At 65.8% G+C, this 23,980-nt stretch carries 20 protein-coding genes and 1 pseudogene; 7 read left to right on the top strand and 14 right to left on the bottom strand.

The annotated features are described in order from the left end of the window. Positions 1-29 precede the first annotated feature (29 nt). Together A9974_RS26290 and A9974_RS26285 are read left to right on the top strand one after the other, a co-directional pair. Entirely contained in the window at positions 30-449 is a 420-nt protein-coding gene (locus A9974_RS26290) for a cupin domain-containing protein (RefSeq protein ID WP_183007114.1), read from the top strand. A 165-nt stretch (positions 450-614) separates the two neighbouring features. Beyond that, positions 615-1,619 carry a LysR family transcriptional regulator gene (locus A9974_RS26285; protein ID WP_183007113.1) on the top strand — a complete coding sequence of 335 codons (1,005 nt, stop codon included), beginning with the start codon at positions 615-617 and terminating at the stop codon, positions 1,617-1,619. A 4-nt stretch (positions 1,620-1,623) separates the two neighbouring features. Here A9974_RS26285 and A9974_RS26280 read toward each other — a convergent pair whose 3' ends face one another. The 7 genes from A9974_RS26280 to A9974_RS26250 all read right to left on the bottom strand — a co-directional run bounded on the left by A9974_RS26280 (position 1,624) and on the right by A9974_RS26250 (position 9,854). Further along, positions 1,624-2,118: an Ohr family peroxiredoxin gene (locus A9974_RS26280; protein ID WP_183007112.1), complete on the bottom strand. Its 495-nt coding sequence runs from the start codon at positions 2,116-2,118 to the stop codon at positions 1,624-1,626. A gap of 20 nt (positions 2,119-2,138) precedes the next feature. Then, a complete protein-coding gene (locus A9974_RS26275) occupies positions 2,139-2,894 on the bottom strand; it encodes an SDR family oxidoreductase (RefSeq protein WP_183007111.1) in 756 nt (251 codons plus the stop codon). A gap of 9 nt (positions 2,895-2,903) precedes the next feature. After that, positions 2,904-3,383, bottom strand: coding sequence for a carboxymuconolactone decarboxylase family protein (locus A9974_RS26270; protein WP_183007110.1), 480 nt, complete (start codon positions 3,381-3,383; stop codon positions 2,904-2,906). Positions 3,384-3,602: 219 nt separating this feature from the next. After that, the gene (locus A9974_RS26265; RefSeq protein WP_183007109.1) at positions 3,603-3,869 is read right to left on the bottom strand and encodes an addiction module antidote protein; all 267 of its coding nucleotides are present in this window, start codon (positions 3,867-3,869) and stop codon (positions 3,603-3,605) included. Positions 3,870-3,916: 47 nt separating this feature from the next. Next, positions 3,917-6,586 carry an autotransporter outer membrane beta-barrel domain-containing protein gene (locus A9974_RS26260; RefSeq protein ID WP_255468335.1) on the bottom strand — a complete coding sequence of 890 codons (2,670 nt, stop codon included), beginning with the start codon at positions 6,584-6,586 and terminating at the stop codon, positions 3,917-3,919. Between the two features lie 790 nt (positions 6,587-7,376). Beyond that, entirely contained in the window at positions 7,377-8,870 is a 1,494-nt protein-coding gene (locus A9974_RS26255) for an amidase (RefSeq protein WP_183007107.1), read from the bottom strand. Positions 8,871-8,879: 9 nt separating this feature from the next. Continuing rightward, complete coding sequence (locus A9974_RS26250; protein ID WP_183007106.1) at positions 8,880-9,854, bottom strand: tripartite tricarboxylate transporter substrate binding protein; 975 nt, start codon at positions 9,852-9,854, stop codon at positions 8,880-8,882. Positions 9,855-10,017: 163 nt separating this feature from the next. Here A9974_RS26250 and A9974_RS26245 point away from each other — a divergent pair. Then, a pseudogene (locus A9974_RS26245) lies at positions 10,018-10,917 on the top strand (LysR family transcriptional regulator); the annotation flags it as partial. A gap of 324 nt (positions 10,918-11,241) precedes the next feature. Here the strand turns inward: A9974_RS26245 and A9974_RS26240 are convergent. From A9974_RS26240 to A9974_RS26225, 4 genes are read right to left on the bottom strand one after another with little or no spacing between them, the layout of a single operon-like run. Then, positions 11,242-12,372 (bottom strand): hybrid sensor histidine kinase/response regulator, encoded by a 1,131-nt coding sequence (locus A9974_RS26240; RefSeq protein ID WP_183007105.1) that lies wholly within the window; start codon positions 12,370-12,372, stop codon positions 11,242-11,244. A 4-nt stretch (positions 12,373-12,376) separates the two neighbouring features. Then, positions 12,377-13,009 carry a chemotaxis protein CheB gene (locus A9974_RS26235; protein ID WP_183007104.1) on the bottom strand — a complete coding sequence of 211 codons (633 nt, stop codon included), beginning with the start codon at positions 13,007-13,009 and terminating at the stop codon, positions 12,377-12,379. Continuing rightward, entirely contained in the window at positions 13,006-13,845 is an 840-nt protein-coding gene (locus A9974_RS26230) for a protein-glutamate O-methyltransferase CheR (RefSeq protein WP_183007103.1), read from the bottom strand. The genes A9974_RS26235 and A9974_RS26230 overlap by 4 nt, the downstream gene beginning before the upstream one ends. Positions 13,846-13,878: 33 nt before the next feature. After that, on the bottom strand, positions 13,879-17,298 hold the full coding sequence (locus A9974_RS26225; RefSeq protein WP_183007102.1) for a response regulator: 3,420 nt from the start codon (positions 17,296-17,298) through the stop codon (positions 13,879-13,881). Between the two features lie 252 nt (positions 17,299-17,550). On the opposite strand from A9974_RS26225, the gene A9974_RS26220 reads away from it, so the two are divergent. Further along, entirely contained in the window at positions 17,551-17,976 is a 426-nt protein-coding gene (locus tag A9974_RS26220; protein WP_255468327.1) for a response regulator, read from the top strand. Between the two features lie 6 nt (positions 17,977-17,982). Here A9974_RS26220 and A9974_RS26215 read toward each other — a convergent pair whose 3' ends face one another. Further along, positions 17,983-18,657, bottom strand: coding sequence for an ankyrin repeat domain-containing protein (locus tag A9974_RS26215; RefSeq protein ID WP_183007101.1), 675 nt, complete (start codon positions 18,655-18,657; stop codon positions 17,983-17,985). 164 nt (positions 18,658-18,821) lie between these two features. Between A9974_RS26215 and A9974_RS26210 the strand changes: the two genes are divergently transcribed. The 3 genes from A9974_RS26210 to A9974_RS26200 all read left to right on the top strand — a co-directional run bounded on the left by A9974_RS26210 (position 18,822) and on the right by A9974_RS26200 (position 22,303). Beyond that, complete coding sequence (locus A9974_RS26210) at positions 18,822-19,280, top strand: MaoC family dehydratase (protein ID WP_183007100.1); 459 nt, start codon at positions 18,822-18,824, stop codon at positions 19,278-19,280. Positions 19,281-19,456: 176 nt separating this feature from the next. Further along, positions 19,457-21,094, top strand: a complete 1,638-nt coding sequence (locus A9974_RS26205; RefSeq protein WP_183007099.1) for an ABC-F family ATP-binding cassette domain-containing protein — start codon at positions 19,457-19,459, stop codon at positions 21,092-21,094. Positions 21,095-21,262: 168 nt separating this feature from the next. After that, the gene (locus A9974_RS26200) at positions 21,263-22,303 is read left to right on the top strand and encodes a hypothetical protein (RefSeq protein ID WP_183007098.1); all 1,041 of its coding nucleotides are present in this window, start codon (positions 21,263-21,265) and stop codon (positions 22,301-22,303) included. 67 nt (positions 22,304-22,370) lie between these two features. Here A9974_RS26200 and A9974_RS26195 read toward each other — a convergent pair whose 3' ends face one another. Together A9974_RS26195 and A9974_RS26190 are read right to left on the bottom strand one after the other, a co-directional pair. Next, complete coding sequence (locus A9974_RS26195) at positions 22,371-23,042, bottom strand: anti-sigma factor domain-containing protein (RefSeq protein ID WP_183007097.1); 672 nt, start codon at positions 23,040-23,042, stop codon at positions 22,371-22,373. Beyond that, positions 23,039-23,584 carry an RNA polymerase sigma factor gene (locus A9974_RS26190; RefSeq protein WP_183007096.1) on the bottom strand — a complete coding sequence of 182 codons (546 nt, stop codon included), beginning with the start codon at positions 23,582-23,584 and terminating at the stop codon, positions 23,039-23,041. Before A9974_RS26190 ends, A9974_RS26195 begins: the two co-directional genes overlap by 4 nt. Between the last annotated feature and the right edge of the window lie 396 nt (positions 23,585-23,980).

The following is a 23,980-nucleotide window of genomic DNA, read 5'->3' as shown; positions in this document are numbered from 1 at the left end:
GGGCTCCTTACCGTTGCCAAGGATTGGCCATGTCAAAGATCACGAAGTTCGCGTTGCCGCTCCTCGCAGCTGGCGTGCTGCTAAGCCCATTTGTCCATGCCGCGCCCGATGCGTCGCCGGCCGACGCCATTGTCACTGAGCTGATGCGCAAGGACTTGCCGGACATCCCCGGCAAGGATGCGCTGATGATCGTCGTCGACTATCCGCCCGGAGCCGCCGATCCGATCCACCGCCACGACGCCTATAGCTTCGTCTACGTGCTTGAAGGCAGCATCGTCATGCAGGTCAAGGGCGGCAAGAAGGTGACGCTGACCCCAGGCCAGACTTTCTACGAAGGCCCTCATGACGTCCACACCGTGGGCCGCAATGCCAGTCAGACGCAGCCAGCCAAGTTTCTGGTCGTCCTGATCAAGAAGCGAGGGGGGCCAGTTCTGACGCTTGTCAAATAGGGGACGAATAGTCGTGATTGCTGGCTCCCGGCCGCGAAGCGGGGAAAGGCGGCGTGGGGAGCGGGGCATTCCCCGTCGGAACGCGACTTTTTTGGGCTCAATGTCACAGAATGACCCGCTGCGCCGTCTTACCGGTAGGATCAACCTATCTGCGACGCCGCCAACATGCCGACATTCCTCTCTGTTTCACCGGCTGCCCCTCTCGCCAATGGCCCGGATTCCCTGGCCGACAGTTTTGCCACCAGCTATGCCGGCGTCATGGCATTCATCGCCGTCGCCGTGGAAGGCAATTTCGCCAAGGCCGGCGACCGGCTGGGTATCGGCCGGTCGGCCGTCAGCCGCAGCGTGCAGAAGCTGGAAGACCAGCTCGGCATCCGGCTGTTCGTTCGCACCACGCGCAGCACCTCGTTGACTGCTGAGGGCCAGCGCTTCTATGAAGAGTGTCATCCGGGCGTGGAACGGATCATCCGGGCCCTGGACGACATGCGAGACCTGCGCGAGGGGCCGCCTTCGGGGCAATTGCGCGTGTGCTCCACAGTGGGATTCGGTCGCAAAGTCGTCGCGCCGCTCCTTCGCGGTTTCCGCCAGGCCCACCCGAACATCTCGGTCGAATTGTTGCTTGACGACGGGCCTACCGACTTCACCATCGATCGCGTCGACGTCTCGTTCCGTAACGGCCGAATGGAAGACAGCCGCGTGATCGCCAAGAAGGTGATTCCCATGCAGATGATGCTATGCGCTTCACCCGCCTATGTGGCCAGGCACGGGTTACCAGGCAGCGTGGAAGAAATCGCCGGTCATCATTGCGTGAACTTCCTGTTTGCGTCAGGGCGAGTCTACGAATGGGAATTCAAGGTGGACGGCCAGTTGCGCAAAGTGGCGCCGCCCGCCATGCTGACTTTCAACGATGCCGATCTGGTGCTGCAAGCGGTGCTGGACGGTGAGGGCATCGCGCAAATGGCGGGCTACCAGGTCTGCGATCACCTGCGCGCGGGCAGCCTGGTCGCCTGCCTGCCGCAATACGCGCCGGACGACCGTGGGCATTACCTGTGTTTCCTGAGCCGCGACCATCTGCCGGCGCGCATGCGCGTCTTCATCGACTACATGGTCGAAGGTATCCGCGCGCGAGACTTGCAGATACTCGACAGCCTGCTGCCGCATGCGGCGTAAGGCGCTATTGGGTCAGCGCTACCACGCTTTCTATTCCATTTTGGGCCATCTTTGAATAGGGGCAAAGGCGTTCCGTGGTGCGCACCAGTTCTTCGGCGACAGCCTTCGCCAGCCCAGGCAGGTGGATATTGATGTTCGCAACAATGACGTACAAGCCATCTACGGGATCGCGGCCGAAAGAAACGGTGGCCGTCACGGAGGCATCGGGAATGGCCAGCCCCGCTCGTTCTGCCAACATGCTCAGCGCGCCGTGAAAGCACGCCGAGTAGCCGGCGGCGAACAGCTGTTCGGGATTGGTGCCCCCGCCCGTTCCGCCCATTTCAACCGGTAGCCGCAGGTCCACCAGCAACTCGCCATCGTCCGAGATGGCGATGCCGCAGGCGCGGCCGTGTGCGGCGTCGCCTGCGCGCACCGTCACGCTGGTCGTGTACAGGGGGTGGAAATCCCGGCCCCGGTACTTGTCCAGGAGCGTCACGGGATCGGGCCGCAGTTTGCGCATGAAGGAGCTCGTGCCGGCGGCTACTTTTTTACGCCCGACTGGCTGAACCAGGATTCGAAATCGATCTTGCCCAACCACGGACCGGGTCCCGGCACCAGGGTTTCGTCGTTGAGCAAGGCGCCGAAATAACGGGCGTCCGGGGCTGCCCGCACGATGCGCGAGTCGCCCGTTCTCTCCATATAGCGTTGCGCCAGTTCGGACAGTCGAACCCGGTCGGGGCCGGCGATTTCCACTGTGCCGTTCACTGGCGCCGCCAATGTGATGTCAGCCATGGCCCGGGCCACATCGTCGGACGCGATCGGCTGCACGAAGGCGGGTGACAATCGCACATCGCCGCCCTCGGCCGCCGCCTGCACGATGCCGCCCAGGAATTCGAAGAACTGCGTGCTGTGCACGATGGTGTACGGGACGCCGGCGGCCACGATTAATTGCTCCTGGGCGATCTTGCCGCGGAAGTATCCACTTTCGGCCAGGCGATGAGTGCCTACCACCGACAGCGCGACGTGATGGCGCACGCCGGCGCGGGCTTCTGCGGCCAGCACATTGCGCCCCGAGACCTGGAAGAACTCCAGCACTGCTTTGTCCTCGAACGAGGGCGAGTTGGCCACGTCGACTACCGTGTCCACACCAGCCAGCGCTTCGGCCAGGCCTTCGCCGGTGATCGTATCGACGCCGGTGGAGGGCGATGCGGCAATGGCTTCGTGGCCGCGCTCGGTGAGCAGCTTGACGAGTTTGGAGCCGATCAGGCCCGTCCCGCCGATTACCAGGATTTTCATGATGCGTCCTTAGTTGAACTTGGCCTTGTCCAGGCCATACGCCTTGTCGGCCGAACCAGGGACGGTCCGGAACGCCACGTTCAGGCGATTCCAGCCATTGATCGCCATGACGGCGAAGCTGAGGTCCGAGATTTCCTTTTCGGACAGTTGGGTTCGGACGCGCTCATAGATATCGTCAGGAACGCCGTGCGCGCCAAGGGTGGTCAGCGCCTCGGTCCATGCCAGGCAGGCGCGTTCGCGCGGCGAGAACTCGGTGGATTCGCGCCAGATCGCAACATGGTGCAGGCGCAGCTCGCCTTCACCGTGGATCTTGGCCTGTTTCACATGCATGTCCAAGCAGAAGCCGCAGCCGTTGATCTGCGAGGCGCGTATTTCGACCAGGTCCAGGATGGACTGCTCGATTGCCCCGGACTTCAAGAGCATGCCGAATTCGACGAATTTCTTGAACAGCTCGGGTGATTGCGCGAAAGCGTTTAGACGCTGGCTCATGGTGACTCCCTAAGTGGATGGGCGTGTCCCGGCAATGCCGGGCGCGGTGCGTGTTTGCACAACGCCCAAATCGTAGATCCGCAGGGAAATCTGGAGTAGGCCCGGCCAAGGGACCATGGTGTTGCCTCAACGGCACCAATCGTCAGGCAGCCGCGGCGCGGCAGGCGCGTGGCGGCTGCGCGCGATCCGAGCGTGCCGTCAGGTGACTGGGGACCCGGATTACAGTTCGACCCGTAGACGCAGCCCAAGCGCGCGGACGACTTTGGTCAGCGAGCTCAGGCTGGGATTGCCGCGCAGGGACAGGCTGCGGTAGAGGTTTTCGCGCGCTATGCCCGTATCCCGCGAGAGTTGGCTGATGCCGTAAGCCCGGGCGGCTGTTCCCAACGCTTCGGCAATGCGCCTGGGGTCATTGGCACTGGCTTCGAAGGCGGTATTCAAAAATGCCGCCACCTCTTTTTTTGTTTGAAGACTGATCACCAAATTCATGGAGTTCGTCGCTTTTGATGGGTGGATGGATCGCATGGGGCGCGCATTCAGAACGCCATCCGGAAACCCGCAGTAGCGGTAACCGTGTAGCTACCGGAGAAATCGGCATCGGTGGCGACTTCCCCGTAGACGGCGTAGCGTTCGCTCCAGCCGTAGTTCGCCCCGACGCCCAATCCTGCCCAGGTGCGTCCCATGCGGCTGCTCACCGGCACACTCGACACCTGCACGCGGGTTCCGCCGAGGAATTCATGCTTCATGTTGACCACGCCATACACGCTGGCCTCGTGCGCTTTTCCGCCCGCGTCACGCCAACTTCTTCTGTAGTCCAACGCGACGCCTAAGCGGCCTTGCAGACTGTCGCCCTTGTCGCTGTCGACACGGGCGCCGAACTTATCGTTGAAATCGCCGAAGCGGGTCGACACATAGCTCAGCTGGGCCTGGGGGATGAGCGCAAAGCCCTCCTGCAGCGCAAATGCCTTGCCGGCTTCGACGCTGAGGCCATAGCTACGCGCGTTCTGGCCGTTTTCCAGCTTGCCGGCCAGGCTCGATTTGAGGTCGCTATCGAACCAGGTCGCCTGCGCCTGGGTGTCGACATAGGTGCCATCCTTGCCGTACCAGGTCAGGGTGGGGCCCAGGCCATAGGCCGTGGTGCCGATGCTGCCATTGCCGTAATCGGACTTCACATGGGTGTTGGCCGTGCCGTAGTTGACGACGAAGCCTCCCACCAGATGCGAACCGTCTTGCTCGCCGACCAGTATGCGATCCACGCCGAACTGCGCTTTCCAACTGTCGATGGTCTGATGCTGGCCGGTGGTCGAGACGGAAGGGTCCAGACGGCTCGTGGTGCTTTCCACCCGGCCCCACACGCCGTTGCGGCCAGCATCGGCCGGATCGTAGAGGCGGTTGCCTACCCGCTGACGCAGCGTAGGCAACTGGCTCAGGGACAGGAGTGTGTTGGCGTAGGCTTCGTACACCGGCACGCCGGGCTGGTACAGCGGCCGGCCTTCGGCGCCAGGGGAACCGTTGCCCGGGTTGGACGTACCGGCGTCCTTGAGCGATGAACGCAAATACCAACTGCCGTCGGCGGCGTCCTGCTGCAGTACATAGCCGTATGCACCGGCCACCAACGCCGGTTGTCCACCAATGACGTAATCGCCATTGGCCAGGTTGAACTGGCCGGCCGAGTTGCCGTTGACCTGCACTACCTGTATTCCGCGTTGTGTCTGCGCACCCGCGCCGCCAATGTTGGTCACCGTGACGGGCGTCGTGCCGGAGGTGGCGCCGGTGATGCGCAACGTGTCGGTGGGGGAGCTGTCATCGCCCAACCGGGTCCTGATGCTGAGGCCGCCACCCTGTGCAGCGTAGTCACCCGCAATCGTGAGCGTGCCGAAGCCGCTGCGCGGGCCTGGCGCGATCGTGCCCTGGTTGACGGTGGGCCCCACCAGGCCGGTACCGGTCAGCCGCGCGCCAACGCGCACGTTCGTCGGACCGCCCAGCACGCCATCCACCTGTAGCGTTCCCGCCTGGATGTCGGTATTGCCGGTAAAGGCCGAGCTATTACCGGTCAGCGTCAGCGTGCCGGCGCCCTGCTTGGTAAAGCTGGACGTGCCGGACAGGGCGGTGCCGATGCCGACGTCGTAGGTATTGGTGTCGAACCACGCGCCTTCGCTGCCCACGATCTGCGTGGCGAAGTTCCGCAGAAAATTGGATTCATCGCGATTGGCACGCAGGATGCCTCCGTTGAAGTTGAAGGTGACACCCCCCCCACCTTTGACCACGGCGCCCGTTTCCAGGACCCCCCGGCCCGTAGCGTCGCCGAGCAGGTTCAGGGTGCCTGTGCCGCCAGCGTTGCGGGCGATGATCGTGTTAAATCCCGTCCCCGCCAACCCGCCTTTTTCAATCGTCAGCGTTCCGGTCCCGCCGGGGCCGATTTCAATGCCGTCACTCGCGGTAAGGACCGACGTATTGCCCGTGGTGCTCGATACCGTGACCGTGCCGCTACTGCCGGGGTTCAAGCCAATGTAGATACTGGCAGCAGAAGTCGGCCCGCCTGGCCCAATGGTGCTTACCTTCGCACCGTCCTGGACCTTTAGATCCCCGCTCCCTTCGAAGCCGACATAGATATTGTTCCTGGTGTCCCAGGCCGTCGTGGAGCCGATGACGGTAACGTGCCCATCGCTGCCACCGTAGGCGCCGATGAGCGCCTGGCCGCTGCGCACGGTGCCGCCATTGCTGATCAGGAGTGTGCCGCTGCCGCCAGCGCCGATCAGGAAGGAGTTGGCCGTGGCAAGCGTCCAGGTCGATCCCGGGCCGGAGACGGTGACGGCGCCTACGCTGTTGTTATCCCGGCCGATGACGGCTGCGTTCCCGCTAGCCACGCCGCCGCCGAGAATATTGAGCGTGCCGTTGCTGCCTGCTTCGACACCAATGGATATCTGGCCGGAACTCGTCCAGGTCGAGGCCTGTCCGCTGTTATCGGTACCCGAGACGGTGACTGTGCCAATGCCGCCATTCTGGTTGCCCACGTAGGCATCGCTATTCTCGACCGTTCCCCCGGCGTCGATGGTCAATGTGCCGATAAGCGTGTCTCCGACAATCAGGTCTCCGCCCACTGGCCAGTGGGGCGTGAGGACAGCACCGGGAAACACGTCGCCCAAGCCACTGACCGATTGGGCCCTGGCGGCCCCCATGCCGTCGACCAGGCAAAAAAGCGTCATAACCGCCGTCGAAGTCCGGACAAACTTTTTATATTCTTCTGCCATGATATTCCTTGCGGGGCCAGCGTCAGAGGTGTCAGTCGCTGCACTTAAATACGGCATACGGCGCGGTATCTTAATAGGCATTTTCCCTAGGCGGGCGGCGATGCCGGCGCAGCGGGCCGCGCGCCCGATTGCGTTTCCCAGTGCTGGAGGGCTGCGGACACGATAGCGCGCGGCAATCTCCTTCAGGAATCGAGGGAGCGCCGAGCTTAGGGGCCTTCAGCCAGGCGATCAACCTCCATTGGCTGGATAGATTGTCCAGAAAATCCATCCAATCGGGAGGGGTTGAACAGGCACGTGATGCCTTCACACACCGCCCGGTGCCTCGCCCATTTCAGCTTCTTCCTGATGGGGGTGCCGGGGATCGCGGAAACGTTGACGCGTTTGCCGGTGTCGCATCCACTGGGGCAAGCCTGGCCATGCAGGCCATCATGACCAGGACCGCGCGCGGCGCGCCGCGCACAGCCAAGGCGTCGCCATGCGTTCGCGCGCCATCGATCCGTTGGGTCCGGCTCGTGTTGATGATGTCCGGGACCCGTACCGCAGCGAGCGTGTGCGTGCCCAGATGCAGACTGACCGTGTCGCGCCTGCGCAGCCGTTCGCCCACATCCTGGCCGGGCAACCGGCGGCGGCAGCAAGCACCGCGCCGCCGCCGTCAGCTGACGCGAGAAGGCGCGATCCGGGCGATTCGGTCGATAGGCGCCGCCGCTATGCGGCGGGCGTGCCGCCGATTCTGCCGAGGTGATGTCTAGGTGGCCGCATGGGCGGGGGCCGTCACGATCGACTTCAGCGCCGGCTCGGCCGGCTTGAGCCGCGCCAGGTCCGGCCGGGGGCGCTGCAATTCGGCGATGCCGGCAAACGCCTGTTCCATGCCTTGCGCCGCGGCCAGCACATCACGGTCTCCCCGGAAGCGGCCCACGATCTGCAGGCCGAAGGGCATGCCGTGCGGATCGAGGCCGCAGGGCAGTGTCAGGGCGGGATGGGTGGTGAGGGTGATGATGTAGGTCAGCGCCAGCCAGCGGTAGTAGTTTTCCTGAGGCTTGCCCTGGACCGTCCGCGCGTAGGGTTCGGTCCACGGGAATGGCGAGACCGGTGTCGTGGGCGACAGGATCAGATCGTAGTCGTCATAGGCGCGCTGGAACCGCTTGATCAGCCGGGTCTGTTCGGCCTGGGCCCAGGCGCAGTCCTTCAGGCTCATGGTCGCGCCCATTTCGAAGTTGGCGCGGCTGTTGGGGCCAAGGCTGGCGGGATCTTTTTCATAGGCGTCGCGCATGCCGGCCACGAAAGCCTCGGCGCGCAGCACGTCAAAGCAGCGATGGGCTTGCCCGACATCGATGTCGATCGGATCGCAGGCGGCGAACAGATGGCGCATGGCGGCGATCTTGGCGCGGAAGGTGGCGCGAATGTCCTCGTCCACGTCGCATGCGCCGAAATCTTCCGTATAGCCGATGCGCAGACGCCCCAGGTCGGCGGTGCCGGGTGCCAGGAATTGCAGGGGATCCAGGGGATAGCTGAGCGGATCGCCCGCGTCGACGCCGGCGCTGGCAGCCATCTGCAGGCAGGTGTCGGCCACCGTACGGCCCATGGGACCGACGACCGAGATCGGCGTCCAGCCCAACAGCTTGCGCACGCTGGGAACCACGCCCGGCGATGGCCGGAAACCGACCACGCCGCATTTGGCGGCGGGAATGCGCAGCGACCCGCCGGTATCGGACCCTGTGCACACGGGGAACATGTCGCTGGCCAGCGCAGCGGCCGAGCCACCCGACGAGCCGCCGGCATTCAGGTTGGGATTGAACGGGTTGCCCGTGGCGCCCCAGACGGTGTTGCGCGAGTTTGCACCCGCGCCCATGTCCGGTACGTTGGTCTTGGCGGTGACGATGGCGCCGGCGCGGCGCAGGCGCGCCACCAGCGTGACGTCTTCAGCAGGTACGTGGTCGCGGTATATCGGCGATCCGTAAGTGGTGAGCAGGCCGGCCGTGGGTTCCATATCCTTGACGCCCAGCGGCAGGCCATGCAGCAGGCCCAGCGGCGCGCCGGCCATCACCGCGCGTTCGGCTTCGCGCGCTTCGGCGCGGGCGCGGTCGAAGGCGGTGGCCGTGACGGCGTTGATGTAGGGATTGACCGCCTCGATGCGCGCCAGGCATGCCTCCAGCAGCTCAACTGGCGAGAGCTGGCGCGCGCCGATCAGGCGCCGTAACTCCACGGCCGTCAAGCCAACCAATGTGTCGTCCAGAATCATGGGGTTCCTTCAATCGAGTTTGATGTTTGCGCCGCGCGCGACGTCGCGCATCTGCGGCAGTTCTTTCTGGATCAGCGCCTCGCCCTCGGCGCTGCCGGAGAAGTTGGCTTCGAAGCCATGGGCTTGCAGGCTCTGGCGCACGGCGGGCAGGCTCATGGTGGTGCGCAGCGCGGATTCGAGCGTCTCTTTCACGTTCGCCGGCAAGCCGCGCGGCGCGGCGAACATGAACCAGGCATCCATCGCGACCGCCGGATAGCCCTGTTCGGCGAAGGTAGGCACGTCAGGCAGGAAAGCCGAACGATGTGGGGCGGAGACGGCAAGTACGCGCACCTTGCCCAGCTTGCTTTGCGGCAGCGAAGCCGAAACGGTGTCGACCGAGAAAGGAATCTGGCCGCCGATCAGATCCGTCATGGCGGGAGCGCTGCCCTTGTAGGGCACGTGGATCATCCTGATGCCGGCTTCGGCCAGGAAGGCCTCGCCCACGAAATGGGAGGTGGTGCCCGTGCCGAAGGAGCCATAGGCCGGGGGCTCTTTGCCGCGCGCGTTGACGTAGGCGACCAGTTCCCGCAGGTTCTTGACCGGCACGGCGGGGTTGGCCAGCAGCGCCAGGCCGGTGCGGCCGACAATGCCGATGGGCTCGAAGCTTTTTACCGGGTCGTATGGCAGTTTTCTCTGGATCGCCGGGGCAATCGTGAAGGTCGTGCCTGAACTGGCCAGCAGTGTGTAGCCGTCCGGCGCGGCCTTGGCGACAAAGGCCGCGCCGATCGCGGTGCCGGCGCCGGCGCGGTTTTCCACCACGATGGTCTGGCCCAGTTCCTGGCCCAGTTTCTGGGCGATGACGCGCCCCAGCACGTCGGTGGCGCCGCCGGGGGGATAGGGCACGACCAGCGTGATGGGCCGGACCGGATAGCGGCTTTGCGCCAGCGCCGGGGCGCTGACCGCGAGCGTTGCGGCGACGCCAATGGCAAGCAGGGCAGTCTTCATGATCGTGATCGATATCCAGAAAGAAAGGGGCGGGCATACCAAGCGTCATCGGACGGTCACATCCTAGGAGGGGCGGGTGGTTTGCAGCAATATGAATTGATAGAATCAATCGTTGCGTTTAGCGCAAAGCAAAACCGTTCACTGCAAATCAGGGGTAAACCCGATGAAGGCGCAAGTCCTGCAGGAAATAGCGGTTCGCTACTTCCTTGAAGTGGTCCGTTGCGGCTCCGTCAGTCTGGCGGCCGAACGGTTGGAGGTGGCCCCTTCGGCGGTCAGCCGGCAAGTCGCCCGGCTCGAGCGTGAATTGGGTACGTTGCTGTTCGAGCGCCGGGCGCGGGGCATGACGCTGAATGCCGCAGGCGAATTGCTGGCTGCCCATGCCCGGCGTGCGCAACAGGACGTGGACCGGGTGGCAGGCGAGATCCTGGGCTTGAAAGGTCTGCGCCAGGGCCTGGTGCGCATCGCTTGCACTGAAGGGTTCGCGCATGACTTTGTGCCCTCGGCGATTGCCCACTTTCGCCGGCACTACGCCGGCATCCACTTCACGCTGGATATCTGTTCCCAACGCGAGGTGCCGCTACGCGTGCGCGATGGTGCCGCGGATATCGGCATTACGCTCAGCCTGACCTCGCATCGCGACGTGCGGGTCGAACTGCGCATGCCGTCGCCGGTGCGGGCCGTGTTGCCGCGCGATCATCCACTTGCGCATCATGCCGAACTGTCACTGGCCCAACTGGTGGCCTATCCGCTGGCCTTGCCGGACGCCGATTCGACGCTGCGGCAATTGATAGAAATCAGCTGCAGCCGGCAGCAATTGCCGTGCGAGCCGGTGATGTCCAGCCGCAGCGTCGATGCGCTGGCGGCGTTCGTGGCGGCGGGCGGGGGGGTGACGTTCTGCGGTGAACTGGCGATGCGCGCCCGGCTGCGCTGGAAGCAGGTCGTGACCGTGCCGCTGCGGGACCGCGAAATGAATGAACGCCATTTCGAGGTGCAGACCCTGGCGGGGCGGGCGCTGCCTCTGGCCGTGCAGGCATTCATCGCCAGTATGCGCGAGCAATTGGAAGAGACCGCGGCATGGGATAGGATGACCGTTCCATCAAACGGAGGCGTTATGGATTGCTCAGTCGAAGGAAAAGTCGCGTTCGCGGATGGCCAGGCGTATCACTTCGCCACGGTGGACGCCGCGCTGGCGTTTGCCGAATGCGTGAAAAGCAGCGGCAATCCCGGCCAGTGCGCGGTGACGCACGGCAGCACGCGCCAGGTCGCGTTGCAGGACGTGCAGGCGCAGGAAGAGGCGGAACGGCGCGAGGACGACGGGCCGGCGCCTTAGGGCGCGATGCCGGGGGGCAACGCCGCCAGGTGGCGGCCCCCCCTGCGGCCATTTCCCTTATTGGGCACCTGCTCGAGGCAAGGCTACGCAAAACCGCGTCATGCCATTACGCGATTCGGCGTTGATGCGGCCGGCATGGGACAGCACGATCTGTTGCGCGATGAACAGTCCCAGGCCCAGGCCGCGGTGACCGCCGGGAGGGCGGGCGCCGCTGTGGAACGGGTTGAACAGGTGCGGCAGCAGGTCGGGCGGGATGGTGCCGCCGTTGCTGACGGTGACGACGACTTCGTGGGGGGCGGTGCCGTCCACATCGACGCGCACGGGGATGTCGGGGCTGCCGTGGTGCAAGGCGTTGCCGACCAGATTGGCAAGCACCTGAGATAGGCGTTCACCGTCCCACGTGCCCGCCGGATCGCCGCGGGTGCCGGACTCGATCTGGCGGCTGGCCGAGCCGGTACGGACTTCATCCAGCGTGCGGTTCACCAGCGTTTCCATGCTGACCGGCGCGGGCGTCAGCGTCAATCCGCCCGCCTGGCGGATGCGGGTCACGTCGAGCAGGTCTTCGATCAGGCGCGTCATGCGGTCGCTGCTTTGCAGCATGCGCTGCGCCAGGCTGGCGACGCGCGCGTCGTCGCTCTGGCGTTGCAGCAGTGACGCGCCCATGACGATGGCCTGCAGCGGGGTGCGCAGATCGTGGCTGAGCACGGCCATGAACATCTCGTTGACGCGCAGGGCTTCGGTGCGCTCTTCCAATTGCTGGGCCAGCGCGCGCTTGCGCTCGTGCAGTTCGAAGAACACCTGCGCTTTCGTGCGCAGCATGTAGGGATCGACGGGCTTGTACAGGAAATCCACCGCGCCGCTCTCGTAGCCGCGGAATTGCCAGTTCTGCTCGCGTGAGCCGGCGGTGATGAAGATCAGGGGAATGTGGCGCGTGCGCTCGCTGCCGCGGATCAGCTCGGCCAGTTCGAAGCCGTTCATGTCGGGCATCTGCACGTCCAGCAGCGCCAGCGCGACATCGGTATGGTTCAGCAGCAGCTCCAGCGCCTGTGGGCCGGATTGCGCCTTCAGGACCTCGATCCGGTCGCTGGCCAGCAACGCTTCGAGCGCGACCAGGTTCTCGGGGACGTCATCGACCAGCAGGCACTTGATGCGGGCGTCCGGGGATTTGGCGGGTGTCGTCAGGATCATGGTGTCAGGGCAGGTTGGGGGCGGGCCGCTGCGCGGGCAGACGCGCGAGCAGCGCGGCAATCTCTGCCGGCGCGAGCACGTGAGCCGAGGGAATGCGCGCGATGGCGGCGACGGGCATGGCGGGCATGGCGGACGTGGCGGGCGCTTGGACCACCGTGTGGCCGCCGGCGGCGTGGATGGCCGCCAAGCCGTCGGCGCCGTCGGCATTGGCGCCCGACAGCAGCACGCCCAGCAGTTTCGCGCCGAAGCAGTCGGCGGCGGAGTGGAACAGGACGTCGATGGATGGCCGCGAAAACAGCACCGGCGGGTCGATCGACAGGGCCAGGCGCGGCCCTTGATCGACCAGCAGATGGTAGTCAGGCGGCGCGAAATACAGATGCCCTGGCAGTAGCGGCTGCTGGTCCTCGGCTTCCTGCGCCGGCAGGGCGCAGCGATGGCTGAAGATGTCGACCAGCCGGCTGCGGCGGTCTCGCGGCAGGTGCAGCACGACCATGACCGCCGCCCGCAAGCCGGCAGGCAGGGCGGGCAGCAGGACGTTCAAGGCGTCGATGGCGCCGGATGAGCCGCCGATGACGATGGCGTCCCACGGACCCGGGGGCGGCGCAGGACGCTGAACGGACGCGGCGGGCTTGCTCACAGGCCGGCCTTCTTGCGGTAGATGCGGTCTTGCAGCACGAAGTCGTCGAAATTGTCGGCCTGGGCCGAAAACCGGATCGATTCGCGCGACCCCAGGCCCATGAAGCCGCGGTGGACCAGGGCGTCGTGGAACAGGCCCAGCGCGCGGTTCTGCAGGTCGCGCTCGAAATAGATCAGCACGTTGCGGCAGGACACCAGGTGGACTTCGGCGAACACGCTGTCGGTGGCAAGGCTATGGTCGGAAAAAACCATGTGTTCGCGCAGCGTCTTGTCGAACACGACGCGCCCGTAGCGGGCGGTGTAGTAGTCGGACAGCGAGCTGCGGCCGCCGGACTGGGCATGGTTGGCGGTAAAGGCGGCTACGCGGTCCAGGTCGAAGACGCCTTGTTCGGCGGCGCGCAAGGCATGGGGATTGATGTCGGTGGCGTAGATCAGCGCACGATCCAGCAGGCCTTCCTCGTGCAGCAGGATGGCGAGCGAATAGACCTCTTCGCCGGTGCTGCAACCCGCCACCCACACCTTGATCGACGGGTAGGTGCGCAGAATGGGTACGACCTCGTTGCGCAACGCCAGAAAATAACTGGGATCGCGGAACATGTCGCTGACCTGCACGGTCAGGAATTGCAGCAGGGCGGTGAACACCGCCGGCTCGTGCAGCACGCGGTCCTGCAGCTGCGACAAGGTCTTGCAGCCGAACTGGGTCAGCGCGCTTTGCAGGCGCCGCTTGAGCGAGGCTTGCGCATACTCGCGAAAATCGTAGTGGTACTGGTGATAGATCGCGTCGAGCAGCAGCCGCTGCTCGATGTCCTGGATGCGCGCGCGGGTCCGGTGGGGCATGAGGATGGTCCGTGAGAAGTCGCCGGCCCGGCGTTATTTGCGCATCCAGACGCGCACCAGGGACAGCAGGCGCTCTACGTCCAGCGGCTTGGCGATGTAGTCGTTGGCGCCGGCGGCCAGGCATTTCTCCTGGTCGTCCTTCATGGCCTTGGCGGTCAGCGCGATGATCGGCAGGCTGCGCCATTCGGGCCGCAGGCGGATTTCGCGCATGGCGGTGTAGCCGTCCATCTCGGGCATCATGATGTCCATCAGCACCAAGTCGATGGCGCGGTGGCCGTCCGAGCCGGCGCGGCCCAGGGCGTCCAGCGCTTCGCGCCCGTTGCGCGCAATCTCCACGTGCAAGCCGGTGGGCTCCAGGATGCTGGACAGCGCGAAGACGTTGCGCACGTCGTCTTCCACGACCAGCACGGTGCGGCCTTCCAGCGCCGTGTCGCGGCTGCGGGCAAGCTCCAGCATCTGGCGCTGCTGGGGCGGAAGATCCGCCTCGACCTGATGCAGGAACAGCGTGACCTCGTCGAGCAGGCGCTCGGGCGAACGCGCGTCCTTGATGATGATGGCCTTGGAGAAGCGGCGCAGGTGCTGCTCTTCGTCGCGCGACAGCGCGCGGCCGGTGTAGACGATGACGGGCGGGAACGACACGCTGTCCTGCTCGGCCATTTCGCGCAGCAGGTCGTAGCCGCTCATGTCGGGCAGGTTCAGGTCCATCACGACGCAGTCGTAGGTGGTGTCGCGCAGCAATTCCAGCGCGGCGGTGGCGGTGGCCGCCGGCATGATCTGGACGCCGTCGCGCGCCAGCAGCTCGCGCACGCTTTCACGCTGCCGGTCGTCGTCTTCGACCACCAGCACGCGGCGCACGTTCTGCGTGAACTTGGCTTCCAGGCGCTGCAGCGCATGCACCAGCTCTTCGCGCTTGACCGGCTTGAGCGCGTAGCCGACAGCGCCGCGGCCCAAGGCCTCTTGGGAATAGTCGGCCACCGAGACGATGTGCACGGGGATGTGGCGGGTGTGCGGATTGCGCTTGAGCTGGTCCAGCACGCCCAGCCCGGAGAAGTCCGGCAGGTTCATGTCCAACACGATGGCATCGGGCCGCTGCTGGACCGCCAGCGCCAGGCCTTCGTTGGCGGTGTGGGCGGCCAGGCAGCCGAACCCCATTTCGCGCGCCAGGTCGGCCAGGATGCTGGCGAAGCGTTCATCGTCCTCGATGACGAGGATGGTGCGGCCTGGCGGCTGGGCGGCGGCGGCATCGGTATTGATCGCCGTGGCCGCGGGCCTGGCCGGAACGGGCGCGGCCGGCAGGGCGGGCGGCTGTGGCGGGGCCACCGGCGCCGAGGAGTTGCCGCGCGCGGGCGGCTGGCCGGATTGCGCCGCCTCCAGGCGCAGCGGCAGCAGCAGCGTGAACACGCTGCCCTGGCCCGGCGTACTGACCAGCGACAGGGTGCCGCCCAGCAGCTTGGCCAGGTCGCGCGAGATCGACAGCCCCAGGCCCGTGCCGCCGTGCTTGCGATGCGTGCTGCCGTCGGCTTGGCGGAAGGCCTCGAAAATCAGTTCCTGCTGATCGGCGGCCACGCCGATGCCGGTGTCCTGCACGGCGAACGACAGGCGGTTGCCCGGCGCGCGCGACACCCTGAGCGCGACGGTGCCTTGCTCGGTGAATTTCAGGGCGTTCGACAGCAGGTTCTTCAGCACCTGGCCCAGGCGTTGCGGATCCGTATGCAGTGCCGCGGGCACATCCCTGGCGATATCCAATTCCAGCGCCAGGTGCTTTTCCTGGGCCATCGGCCGCAGCGGATCCAGCAAGCGCTGCAGGGTCGGGACGATGGCGACCTCTTCGACTTCCACGGTCGCCTGGCCGGCTTCGATCTTGGCCAGGTCCAGGATGTCGTTGATCAGCGCCAGCAGGTCGCTGCCGGCGGCGTGGATGGTCTGCGCGTACTTGACCTGGTCCGGGCTCAGGTTGCCCGGCTTGTTGTCCGACAGCAGCTTGGCCAGGATCAGCGTCGAGTTCAGCGGGGTGCGCAGCTCGTGGCTCATGTTGGCCAGGAACTCGCTCTTGTACTGGCTGGCCTGCGTGAGCAGCCGCGCCTTGTCGGTAAGCGCGCCCTGTATGCGCAGCAGCTGTTCGGCCTGGGATTCCAGGTTGACGTTGGTCTGTTCCAACTCGGTCTGCTGCAGCTCCATGCGTGCCTGCGATTCCTGCAGGATGCGGCTTTGCTGCTCCAGCTCTTCGTTGCTGACCCGCAGCTCTTCCTGCTGGGTCTGCAATTCTTCGGACTGGCGCTGCGTTTCGGCCAGCAGCGCCTCCAGCCGCGTGCGGTCCAGGCCGGCGCGAATGGCCGAGGCCAGCATTTCGGAGGCGCCTTCGAGCAGGCTGCGTTCGCTGTCGCCGACCGGGTGATTGAAGCCGAGCTCGATGACGGCGTACACACGTTCATTCTGGATGGCGGGGAACAGCACCAGTTCGGCCGGGTTGGAGCGGCCGGTCGCCGAGGCGATGTCAAAGTGGCCGGCGGGAACCGCGCGCACGTGCATCAGCTTGCGTGAGCGGGCGACCTGGCCGGCCAGCCCCTCGCCCGGCGCGATCTTCTGCGCCAGCCGTTCGGCCGGCAGGGCATAGCCGCCAAAGAGCTCGAGTTCGTCGCCGCCGCCGTTGACCACGTAGCCGGCGCCGACGTTGGCATTGGCGTACTGCGCCAGGAACTCCAGCGCCCGCTTGCCGATTTCGTCCAGGCGATGGTCGCCTCGCAGGCTCAGGCTCAGGCCCGACAGGCCGGTGGTGACCCACGCCTGGCGCGACTTGGCGCGGTATTCGCGCAGGGTCATGCCGGCCGATGCCAGGATCAGCATCAGCAACAGCAGCGATCCTCCCCAGGAGTAATAGGCCGAAATCGAGGCGGCCGAGGACCAGGCTTCGCGCTCGTCCTCCAGCTGGCCCATCTGCCGCGTGTACAGGTCCGCCACCAGATCGCGCAGCCGGTCCATCGCGTCCTTGCCGGCATCGGTGCGCACCACGGCCATCGCGCCTTCCACGTCGCCGGCCTTGCGCAGCTCGACGGTCTCGCGCAGTTCGGCCAGCTTCTGCTGGGTGATGCCCGCGATGTCGTTGACGATGCGGCGTTGCGCCGAATCCGATCCCGCCGCCTCCTGTACCAGCGCCAGGCGCTGTTCGATCAGCGGCAACGAGCGCAGGTAGGGTTGCAGGTAGGTCAGGTCGCCCGTCAGCAGGTAGCCGCGCTGGCCGAGTTCGGCGTCCTTGAGCGCCGAGTTGAACAGGCTGAGCTGGCGCAGCGTCTCGGTGACACGGTTCATGGCGTTGACGGCCTGGACCCGCGTGTCGGCCGAACGCACATTGACGAAGGCGATGACCAGCGTGGCGAGCGCCGCCGTCACGAAGCCGGCCATCAAGGTCCGGGGAAAACGGTGGCGGTTGGCGGGCTGCGACGTTGAATTCAGCATGAGGAAGGGGTACCGGATCGGGGAAGGGCGGGCACGGCGGGCGGCGCCGCGGCCCCATAGATTATAGGGACGGAGCGTAACGACTGGTCGGATCGATGAATATACAGGGCAAGGGGTTGTCGTTGCGTCCGGATACAATTACGACACACATGAACGGCCTGCCTGTCCTAGCATTCGGCCTACTTCGGTCCAACGACCCCATTTCGCCCGCCCGCCAGATGTTCTTGCGCTGGGGCGTGCCACAGAATCACCATGACGAAAATCCTTTTGGTCGACGACCAGCCGATGCTGCTCGCGCTGATGAGCGAGTTCCTGAGCAGCGAAGGTTATGACGTCACGACGCATACAGACGGCCTGACCGCGCTGCAGCAGATGCTGGCCGTGCGTCCGGACCTGGTCATCACCGACTTTTCCATGCCGGGCATGGATGGGGCGGCCCTGCTCACCGCCATGCGCGATAACGCCTATCTGGACGAAACGCCCGTGCTGATGCTGAGCGGACGCCCCGAACATGAAATCACCGAGGCCAGCGCCGGCCGCGCGACGCTCATGCGCAAGCCCGCGGAGCCGGCCGACGTGCTGGAGGCGGTGCGCCGCTTGCTGGCGCCGCCCGCGCCGCGGCACCATCCCAAGCTGGCCGCCTTGGCGGCATACGGGCGCGAGGCGCTCGTCGCCTAGCGCGATTCAGCGCGCGCCAGCGGCTTGCAGCTGTCTGGCGATGAGGTCCTGGCCGCGTTGCCGGGCGTGCCACAACGGGCTGCGCCCGTCGCCGTCGGCCAGATTCACATTGGCGCCGGCCGCGATGAGCTGCGCGACGACCGCCTGGTGATCCGGTCCGCCGTCGCTCAGGATGATGGCTTCCAGCAACCCGGTCCATCCCAGACGATTGACATGATCAGGATCGACGCCGGCCTGCAGCAGCAGGCGCACGGTGTCCACCAGGCCGCGCTCGCAGGCGGGAATCAGCGCGGTGCCGCCATAGCGGTTGGTGCTGCGCAGATCGGCGCCGTGGCGCAACGTCAGCGCCAGGATGCCGTTATGACCGCGAGCGCCCGCGTACAGATAGGCGCTGTCCTGCTGGTGGTTCTTGGCATTGACGTCGGCCCCCGCCGCCATCAGGGCTGCCGCGGCGGCTTCCTGATTGGCCAGCGTTGCGCGCAGTAGCGGTGTGTTGCCGTCGCCGTCGCGCGCTTCCAGCGGCGCGCCTTGTGCCAGCAAGGCCTTGACCCGCGCGGCGTCGCCGTCGCCGGCGGCGCGCAGCAATTCGGCGCCGATCTCGCCTGTCGTGGCCGCGCCGCTTTCCGCGACAGCCAGCAACGCGGCCGCCATGAACGTGCGCCAGGAACGGATGATGGACATGCGCTTTTCCTCCTTGTGATGACATGCAACGTTTCCAGGATTATGCCGTCCAGGCGCGATGCGGGCATCGCGCGAGGATCTTGTGGACCGTTCGCTCGCCGGGTAGATTGCAGGCATCGTCCATCTAGTCCAACACGCCGCCCGCCACGCAAAGGAGGCCCCCCATGACGACATCCCCGGCTCCCCGGAAGCTGTACCTGGAAGACCTTGCGGTAGGCGACACTTTTACCAGCGCGACACATCGGCTCGATCTGGAGCAGGTGCGGCGCTTCGCCTCGGAATTCGATCCGCAGCCGTTCCACCTGGATGAAACGGCGGCGCGGAACTCGCTGTTCCAGGGACTGGCCGCCAGCGGTTGGCATACCGCGGCCATCACGATGCGGCTGCTGGTCGACAGCATGCCTCTGGCCGACGGCGTGATCGGGGCGGGTGCCGAGGTCAGCTGGAGCCGCCCTGCGCGGCCGGGCGATACGCTGCAGGTGAAAAGCACAGTGCTTGCCATCACGCCCTCGCGCAGCAAACCGGACCGCGGCATCGTGCTGGTGGAAAGCGTCACGTTCAACCAGGACGGTGAACCCGTGCAGACGCTGACCAGCAAGGTGGTGAGTTTCCGCAGGAAGTAGCGTGGCGGGCGGTCGCCGCGATTGCGGGGACCACGGCCCTCGGTACAATCGTACGATCAACCCATCTTCCGAGGTATTCGTCCCATGCGCCATTGATGCCGCCGTTGTCATGACGGCAAATCTCCACTGCCCCCAGACGCGGGGGAGCTCTTTGCATCCTTGGAATACGAATACGCATGGCGACGCCCTATCTCGCCCTGGAAGACGTGTCTTACGTCTTGCCAGACGGCGCTCCATTATTTTCCCGCCTGACTGAAACCTTCGACCTGCGCCACACCGGCCTGGTCGGGCGCAACGGCGCGGGCAAGACGGTGCTGGCACGCATCCTGGCGGGCCAGTTGCCGCCCGCGCACGGGCAGTGCCGGCGGTCGGGCGCGGTGCACTATCTGGCGCAGCAGGTCACGCCCGTGGCGGATGCCACGGTGGCGGACCTGGCGGGCGTGCAAGGCGTGCTTGCTGCGCTGCGGCGCATCGAGGCGGGCAGCACGGCGCAGGCCGACTACGACGCGGTGACCGACCGCTGGGACATCCAGCGGCAACTACGGCAGGCGCTCGTGCAAGCGGGGCTGGCGCATCTGCGCGCCGACACGCCGGCAGAGTCTCTGAGCGGCGGGGAGTCCATGCGGGTGGCGCTGCTTGGCGCGATGCTGTCGGGCGCGGACTTCCTGATCCTGGATGAACCCAGCAACCACCTCGATGCGCCGAGCCGCCAGGCCCTGATCGCGCAACTGGCGCAATGGCCGCGCGGACTGATCGTGATCAGCCATGACCGGCAATTGCTCGATGCCATGGATCGCATCGTGGAACTGTCGTCGCTGGGTCTGCGCAGCTATGGTGGCAATTACGCGTTCTATGCGCAGGCCAAGGCCCACGAGCAACAGCACGCCGTGGCCGAGTTGGAACGGGTCAAGCTCGATCGCCTGCGTGAAGAACGCGCCATGCGCGCGCAACGCGAGCGTCAGGACAAGCGGCAGGCACGGGGCGCGCGCAGCGTCAAAGAGGCCAATCAGGCGAAGATTCTTCTGGACCGCCAGAAAGCGCGCAGCGATCAATCGGCCGGGAAGCTGCGCAGGCAGCAGGCGGCCGCGCAGCTTGAACTGGCGCAGCGCGTGCGCGAGGCCGCCAGCCAGGTGGCGGATGACCTGGGCATTCATCTGCATGCCGGGACGGCCGCCGGCATGGCCCAGCGCGAGGTCGCGGTGCTGGATCAGGTGGAACTGCCGTTCGTGCCGCAGGCCACGCGCCACGTCAGTTTGCAGGCGCGGGGACAGCAGCGCATCGGCTTGCTGGGACCCAATGGCAGCGGCAAATCCACCTTGCTGAAAGTCCTGGCAGGCCAGCTTGCCCCGTTGGCGGGACGCTGCAAGGTGGCGGTCCCGCTGGTGTACCTGGACCAGGGGCTGGGGAATCTGGACCCGGCGATGTCAGTCCTGGAGGCGTTGCGGCAGGTCAACCGCGTCCTGGATGATGGCGAGCTGCGCATGCGATTGGCGCAACTGGGGCTGAATGCGGACAAGGTGGCGGCGCCCAGCGGGGCGCTGAGCGGCGGCGAACATCTGAAGGCGGCGCTGGCCTGCGTGCTGTATGCGGACCCGCCGCCGCAGCTGTTGCTGCTTGACGAGCCGAGCAACCATCTGGACCTGCCATCGATGCAGGCCTTGGAGGCCATGCTGTCGCGCTATCAAGGAGCCTTGATCGTGGCATCGCATGACCAGGCGTTCATGCACAATCTGGGCCTGACCGATCAGTGGGTGGCGACGGCCGATGGTTGGCGGTGCCAGCCCGTGGACGATCCGGCAATGGCGGCCAGATAGAAACAATCGAAACAAGAATTTGCGATGCAAGGCGCCTGGCAGCAGAGGGGGCCTTGCTGGCTGCGCCGCTTCATGTTTCAGCGTGGCTCATGAGTCTTGCGCGCACGCGCTGATTCAGTAGGATGCCGGCTCGACCCATCCACTCAGCTTCTTTTCAAGGACCGCCCCATGCCGTTGCCGCGCCCGCGTTTTGCCTTGTCTGCCTTGGCCCTTACGCTGGCCTTATCGGGTTGCGTGAATCTGCCGGCCTCCAGCGGCGAAGGCACTATGGACGATCCGCGCTACGGGCAGCTGCTGGACCTGATCGGCGAAGCGCTGAAGGACGACATGGCCGTGGTGCTGGTGGCCGACCTGATGCCGCACGCGAGCCTGAAGGACGCCATGACGATGACCCAGTGGACTGGCAACACGGTCTGGATGTTCGAACCGGACCCGCGGATCACCTTCGGCCGCAAGTTCCAGAACAATTCGCTCAAGCGGGACAAAGAGGCCACGTATCTGTTCAAGGCGTTCGAGGTGCATATCCTGCCGCCCGGCAAGTACCTGCTGACTGGCGGCGACGATTACAAGCTCAACGCCCTGCTGGACCAGGTGGGCGCCCCGCGCGGCGCGGTGGGCTCGGGGCGCGGCGCCAACGGCACCGCCTATCTGTCGCCCGAGCTGTATCGCGAGTTCTACAAAGAGACCAACTGGCACGAGGGTACGACCAGCACCCAGCTCAAGACGCGCACGGTCTGCACCGCCGTGCACCGGGGATCGGGCGCTTGCGTGGCCTGGGGCGAGGAGCAGTACAACGAGACGACGCAGGGCTCGCGGGCGGGCTACTACGAGGACACGGCATCGCGAGATATTCCCGCGATCAAGGTGCAGGCGCGCATTCCACCGAAGCAGGCGCTGGCCAGCTTTACGCTCAAGGGCGGCCAACTGGTGCTGAGCCAGCGCATGCATATGAAGACGCCCAGCTATCAGTTCAAGCAATCGGGCTGCCGCGCGGTAGACCCGAAGATGATCGAGTGCCCGCTGGAAAACCTGACCGTCCATACGTGGCCGGCGCCGATGGAATTCACGCAGAAACTTATCGCGCAGCGCACCAATATCACCGACGCGCAACGCGAGATGCTGTCCAGGATGATCCCCATGCAGATCACGCCGCTGGGCAAGCAGGGCATGGAAGATCCGGTCTGGGGCGTGCCGCTGTCGCGCAAGTGAGTGCAATGAGGGGCGTCGCAAAGGAGGGCACCCCTTCAGGCGAGCCGGAGCCCGCGCTGGATGCCGGTCAGATCTTCAGGACGTCGCCGCTCATGATGATGGGGCCGGTCGGCTTGCCCGTGGGTGAACCGCCCGGCGGTTCCAGCGTGATGGCCAATTGCTGCACGCCGGCCAGGCCCTGGGCGCGTCGCAGCGCCGTCAGGCCTTCGGGCGACACCAGGCCGACCGACTGCGGCGCCTGACCGGGCGGAATGGCCCAGAGTTCCAGGGCCTTGCCATCGGCCCGGGCGGCCAGGTTTTGCAGCGCGTGGATGTGCAGCCCCCCGGCCTCGTCGGCGCGCACCACCAGCATGGCTTGCGCCTCGGGGCTTTGCAGCACGGCCATCAGTTGCGCGCGGGCGGCGCGGTCGACCTGCATGGGGTAGAACACCACGCCGGCCACCAGCAGGGCGGCCAGCGCGCTGCTGGCGATGCGCCAGAACGCCAGCCCTTGCCACCAGGGCGCGGCGCCGGGATGCAGGCGGGCTTGGATGGCGCGCCAGACGCGGCCAGGCGGGGTCTGGGCGGGCAGCGACCAGAGCAGCGGGTAGATGTCGTTTTCCCACTCGCGGACCTGGCGGCGCAAATTGGCGTCGGCGGCCATCAGCCCCTCGAAGCGGCGGCGGGCGCCGCCGCGCATGGCGCCGGCGACATAGTCGGCGGCCAGCCGGGCGCGCAATTGCGGATCGCGGTAGTTCATGACAGGCACCTCTTGAGCCGTTCCATGCCGCGGCGCACCCAGCTTTTGATCGTGCCCAGCGGCGTCTGCAGGCGGCGGGCGATCTCGCTGTGGCTCAGGTCATCGAAGAAGGACAACGCAATGGCCGCGCGTTGCTGACCCTCCAGTTGCTTCAGGCAGTCGGCCAGGCGCCGGGCATCCTCGTCGGTTTGCAGCCGTTCCAGCGGGCCGGGCGCGTCGTCCGCCCACGCCAGCGTCAATTCGCCATCGGCGTCGGGACGCTCCAGGTCCGGCCGGCGCAGCAGGTCGATACAGCGATTGCGCACGATGCGGGTCATCCAGGTCATGACTTGGCTCTGCTCTGAAGAATAGCGGGCGGCATTGCGCCAGATATTGATGAAGCTGTCCTGGATGACCTCTTCCGCCCAGTCTCTTCTTCGCAATATACGGACGGAGAGCGCAAACAGATGCGGGGACGTAACTTTATAGAGTTCGGCCAGCGCGGATTCCTGGCCGCGCGCGCAATCCTGTATCAGAGCCTGCAGACGAAGCGGATCAACCATGGCGGATATCCGGGGTCAGGTAGGTGCAGCCGCGGAAGGCGACGAGTGGGCATGCCGCTACGTTTGGGGGCATGTCCATGGCCCCCAAATAATACAGGCAACAGACCTTTAGTCATCCGCCCGGCGGCAGCCGCGGCGATGCGAGCAGCCGTCTGTTTGTGGCGTCGTATAACGGCGGCGGCCCGTGGGTGCTGGATGGCCAGGGGTCCCATTTGCAACCAAACAATTATTAGAAACTTCTGATTCTATTGATGTTAAGCACGCTGCACACTCAAGTGCCATGACCGCGCCGCCGTTGTTGACCGGCGCGGTCCATCACTCACTTGAACACGCTTTTCGCTTGTCCGAGACACGCCTTACTCGTGGCTCGACCTCGTTCGATCGAAGCGTGTCGTC

The organism is Achromobacter sp. UMC71 (assembly GCF_014170305.1).
Lineage (GTDB): Bacteria > Pseudomonadota > Gammaproteobacteria > Burkholderiales > Burkholderiaceae_B > Achromobacter.
Note: the sequence above shows the minus strand (reverse complement) of the source record. Positions and strands in the feature narration are given on the sequence as shown.

Excerpts from the sequence above, each read along its gene's own strand:
- A9974_RS26290 (WP_183007114.1), top strand. The coding sequence starts at position 30 with ATGTCAAAGATCACGAAGTTCGCGTTGCCGCTCCTCGCAGCTGGCGTG.
- A9974_RS26285 (WP_183007113.1), top strand. The coding sequence starts at position 615 with ATGCCGACATTCCTCTCTGTTTCACCGGCTGCCCCTCTCGCCAATGGC.
- A9974_RS26280 (WP_183007112.1), bottom strand. The coding sequence starts at position 2,118 with ATGCGCAAACTGCGGCCCGATCCCGTGACGCTCCTGGACAAGTACCGG.
- A9974_RS26275 (WP_183007111.1), bottom strand. The coding sequence starts at position 2,894 with ATGAAAATCCTGGTAATCGGCGGGACGGGCCTGATCGGCTCCAAACTC.
- A9974_RS26270 (WP_183007110.1), bottom strand. The coding sequence starts at position 3,383 with ATGAGCCAGCGTCTAAACGCTTTCGCGCAATCACCCGAGCTGTTCAAG.
- A9974_RS26265 (WP_183007109.1), bottom strand. The coding sequence starts at position 3,869 with ATGAATTTGGTGATCAGTCTTCAAACAAAAAAAGAGGTGGCGGCATTT.
- A9974_RS26260 (WP_255468335.1), bottom strand. The coding sequence starts at position 6,586 with ATGACGCTTTTTTGCCTGGTCGACGGCATGGGGGCCGCCAGGGCCCAA.
- A9974_RS26255 (WP_183007107.1), bottom strand. The coding sequence starts at position 8,870 with ATGATTCTGGACGACACATTGGTTGGCTTGACGGCCGTGGAGTTACGG.
- A9974_RS26250 (WP_183007106.1), bottom strand. The coding sequence starts at position 9,854 with ATGAAGACTGCCCTGCTTGCCATTGGCGTCGCCGCAACGCTCGCGGTC.
- A9974_RS26240 (WP_183007105.1), bottom strand. The coding sequence starts at position 12,372 with ATGATCCTGACGACACCCGCCAAATCCCCGGACGCCCGCATCAAGTGC.
- A9974_RS26230 (WP_183007103.1), bottom strand. The coding sequence starts at position 13,845 with ATGCCCCACCGGACCCGCGCGCGCATCCAGGACATCGAGCAGCGGCTG.
- A9974_RS26225 (WP_183007102.1), bottom strand. The coding sequence starts at position 17,298 with ATGCTGAATTCAACGTCGCAGCCCGCCAACCGCCACCGTTTTCCCCGG.
- A9974_RS26220 (WP_255468327.1), top strand. The coding sequence starts at position 17,551 with ATGACGAAAATCCTTTTGGTCGACGACCAGCCGATGCTGCTCGCGCTG.
- A9974_RS26215 (WP_183007101.1), bottom strand. The coding sequence starts at position 18,657 with ATGTCCATCATCCGTTCCTGGCGCACGTTCATGGCGGCCGCGTTGCTG.
- A9974_RS26210 (WP_183007100.1), top strand. The coding sequence starts at position 18,822 with ATGACGACATCCCCGGCTCCCCGGAAGCTGTACCTGGAAGACCTTGCG.
- A9974_RS26205 (WP_183007099.1), top strand. The coding sequence starts at position 19,457 with ATGGCGACGCCCTATCTCGCCCTGGAAGACGTGTCTTACGTCTTGCCA.
- A9974_RS26200 (WP_183007098.1), top strand. The coding sequence starts at position 21,263 with ATGCCGTTGCCGCGCCCGCGTTTTGCCTTGTCTGCCTTGGCCCTTACG.
- A9974_RS26195 (WP_183007097.1), bottom strand. The coding sequence starts at position 23,042 with ATGAACTACCGCGATCCGCAATTGCGCGCCCGGCTGGCCGCCGACTAT.
- A9974_RS26190 (WP_183007096.1), bottom strand. The coding sequence starts at position 23,584 with ATGGTTGATCCGCTTCGTCTGCAGGCTCTGATACAGGATTGCGCGCGC.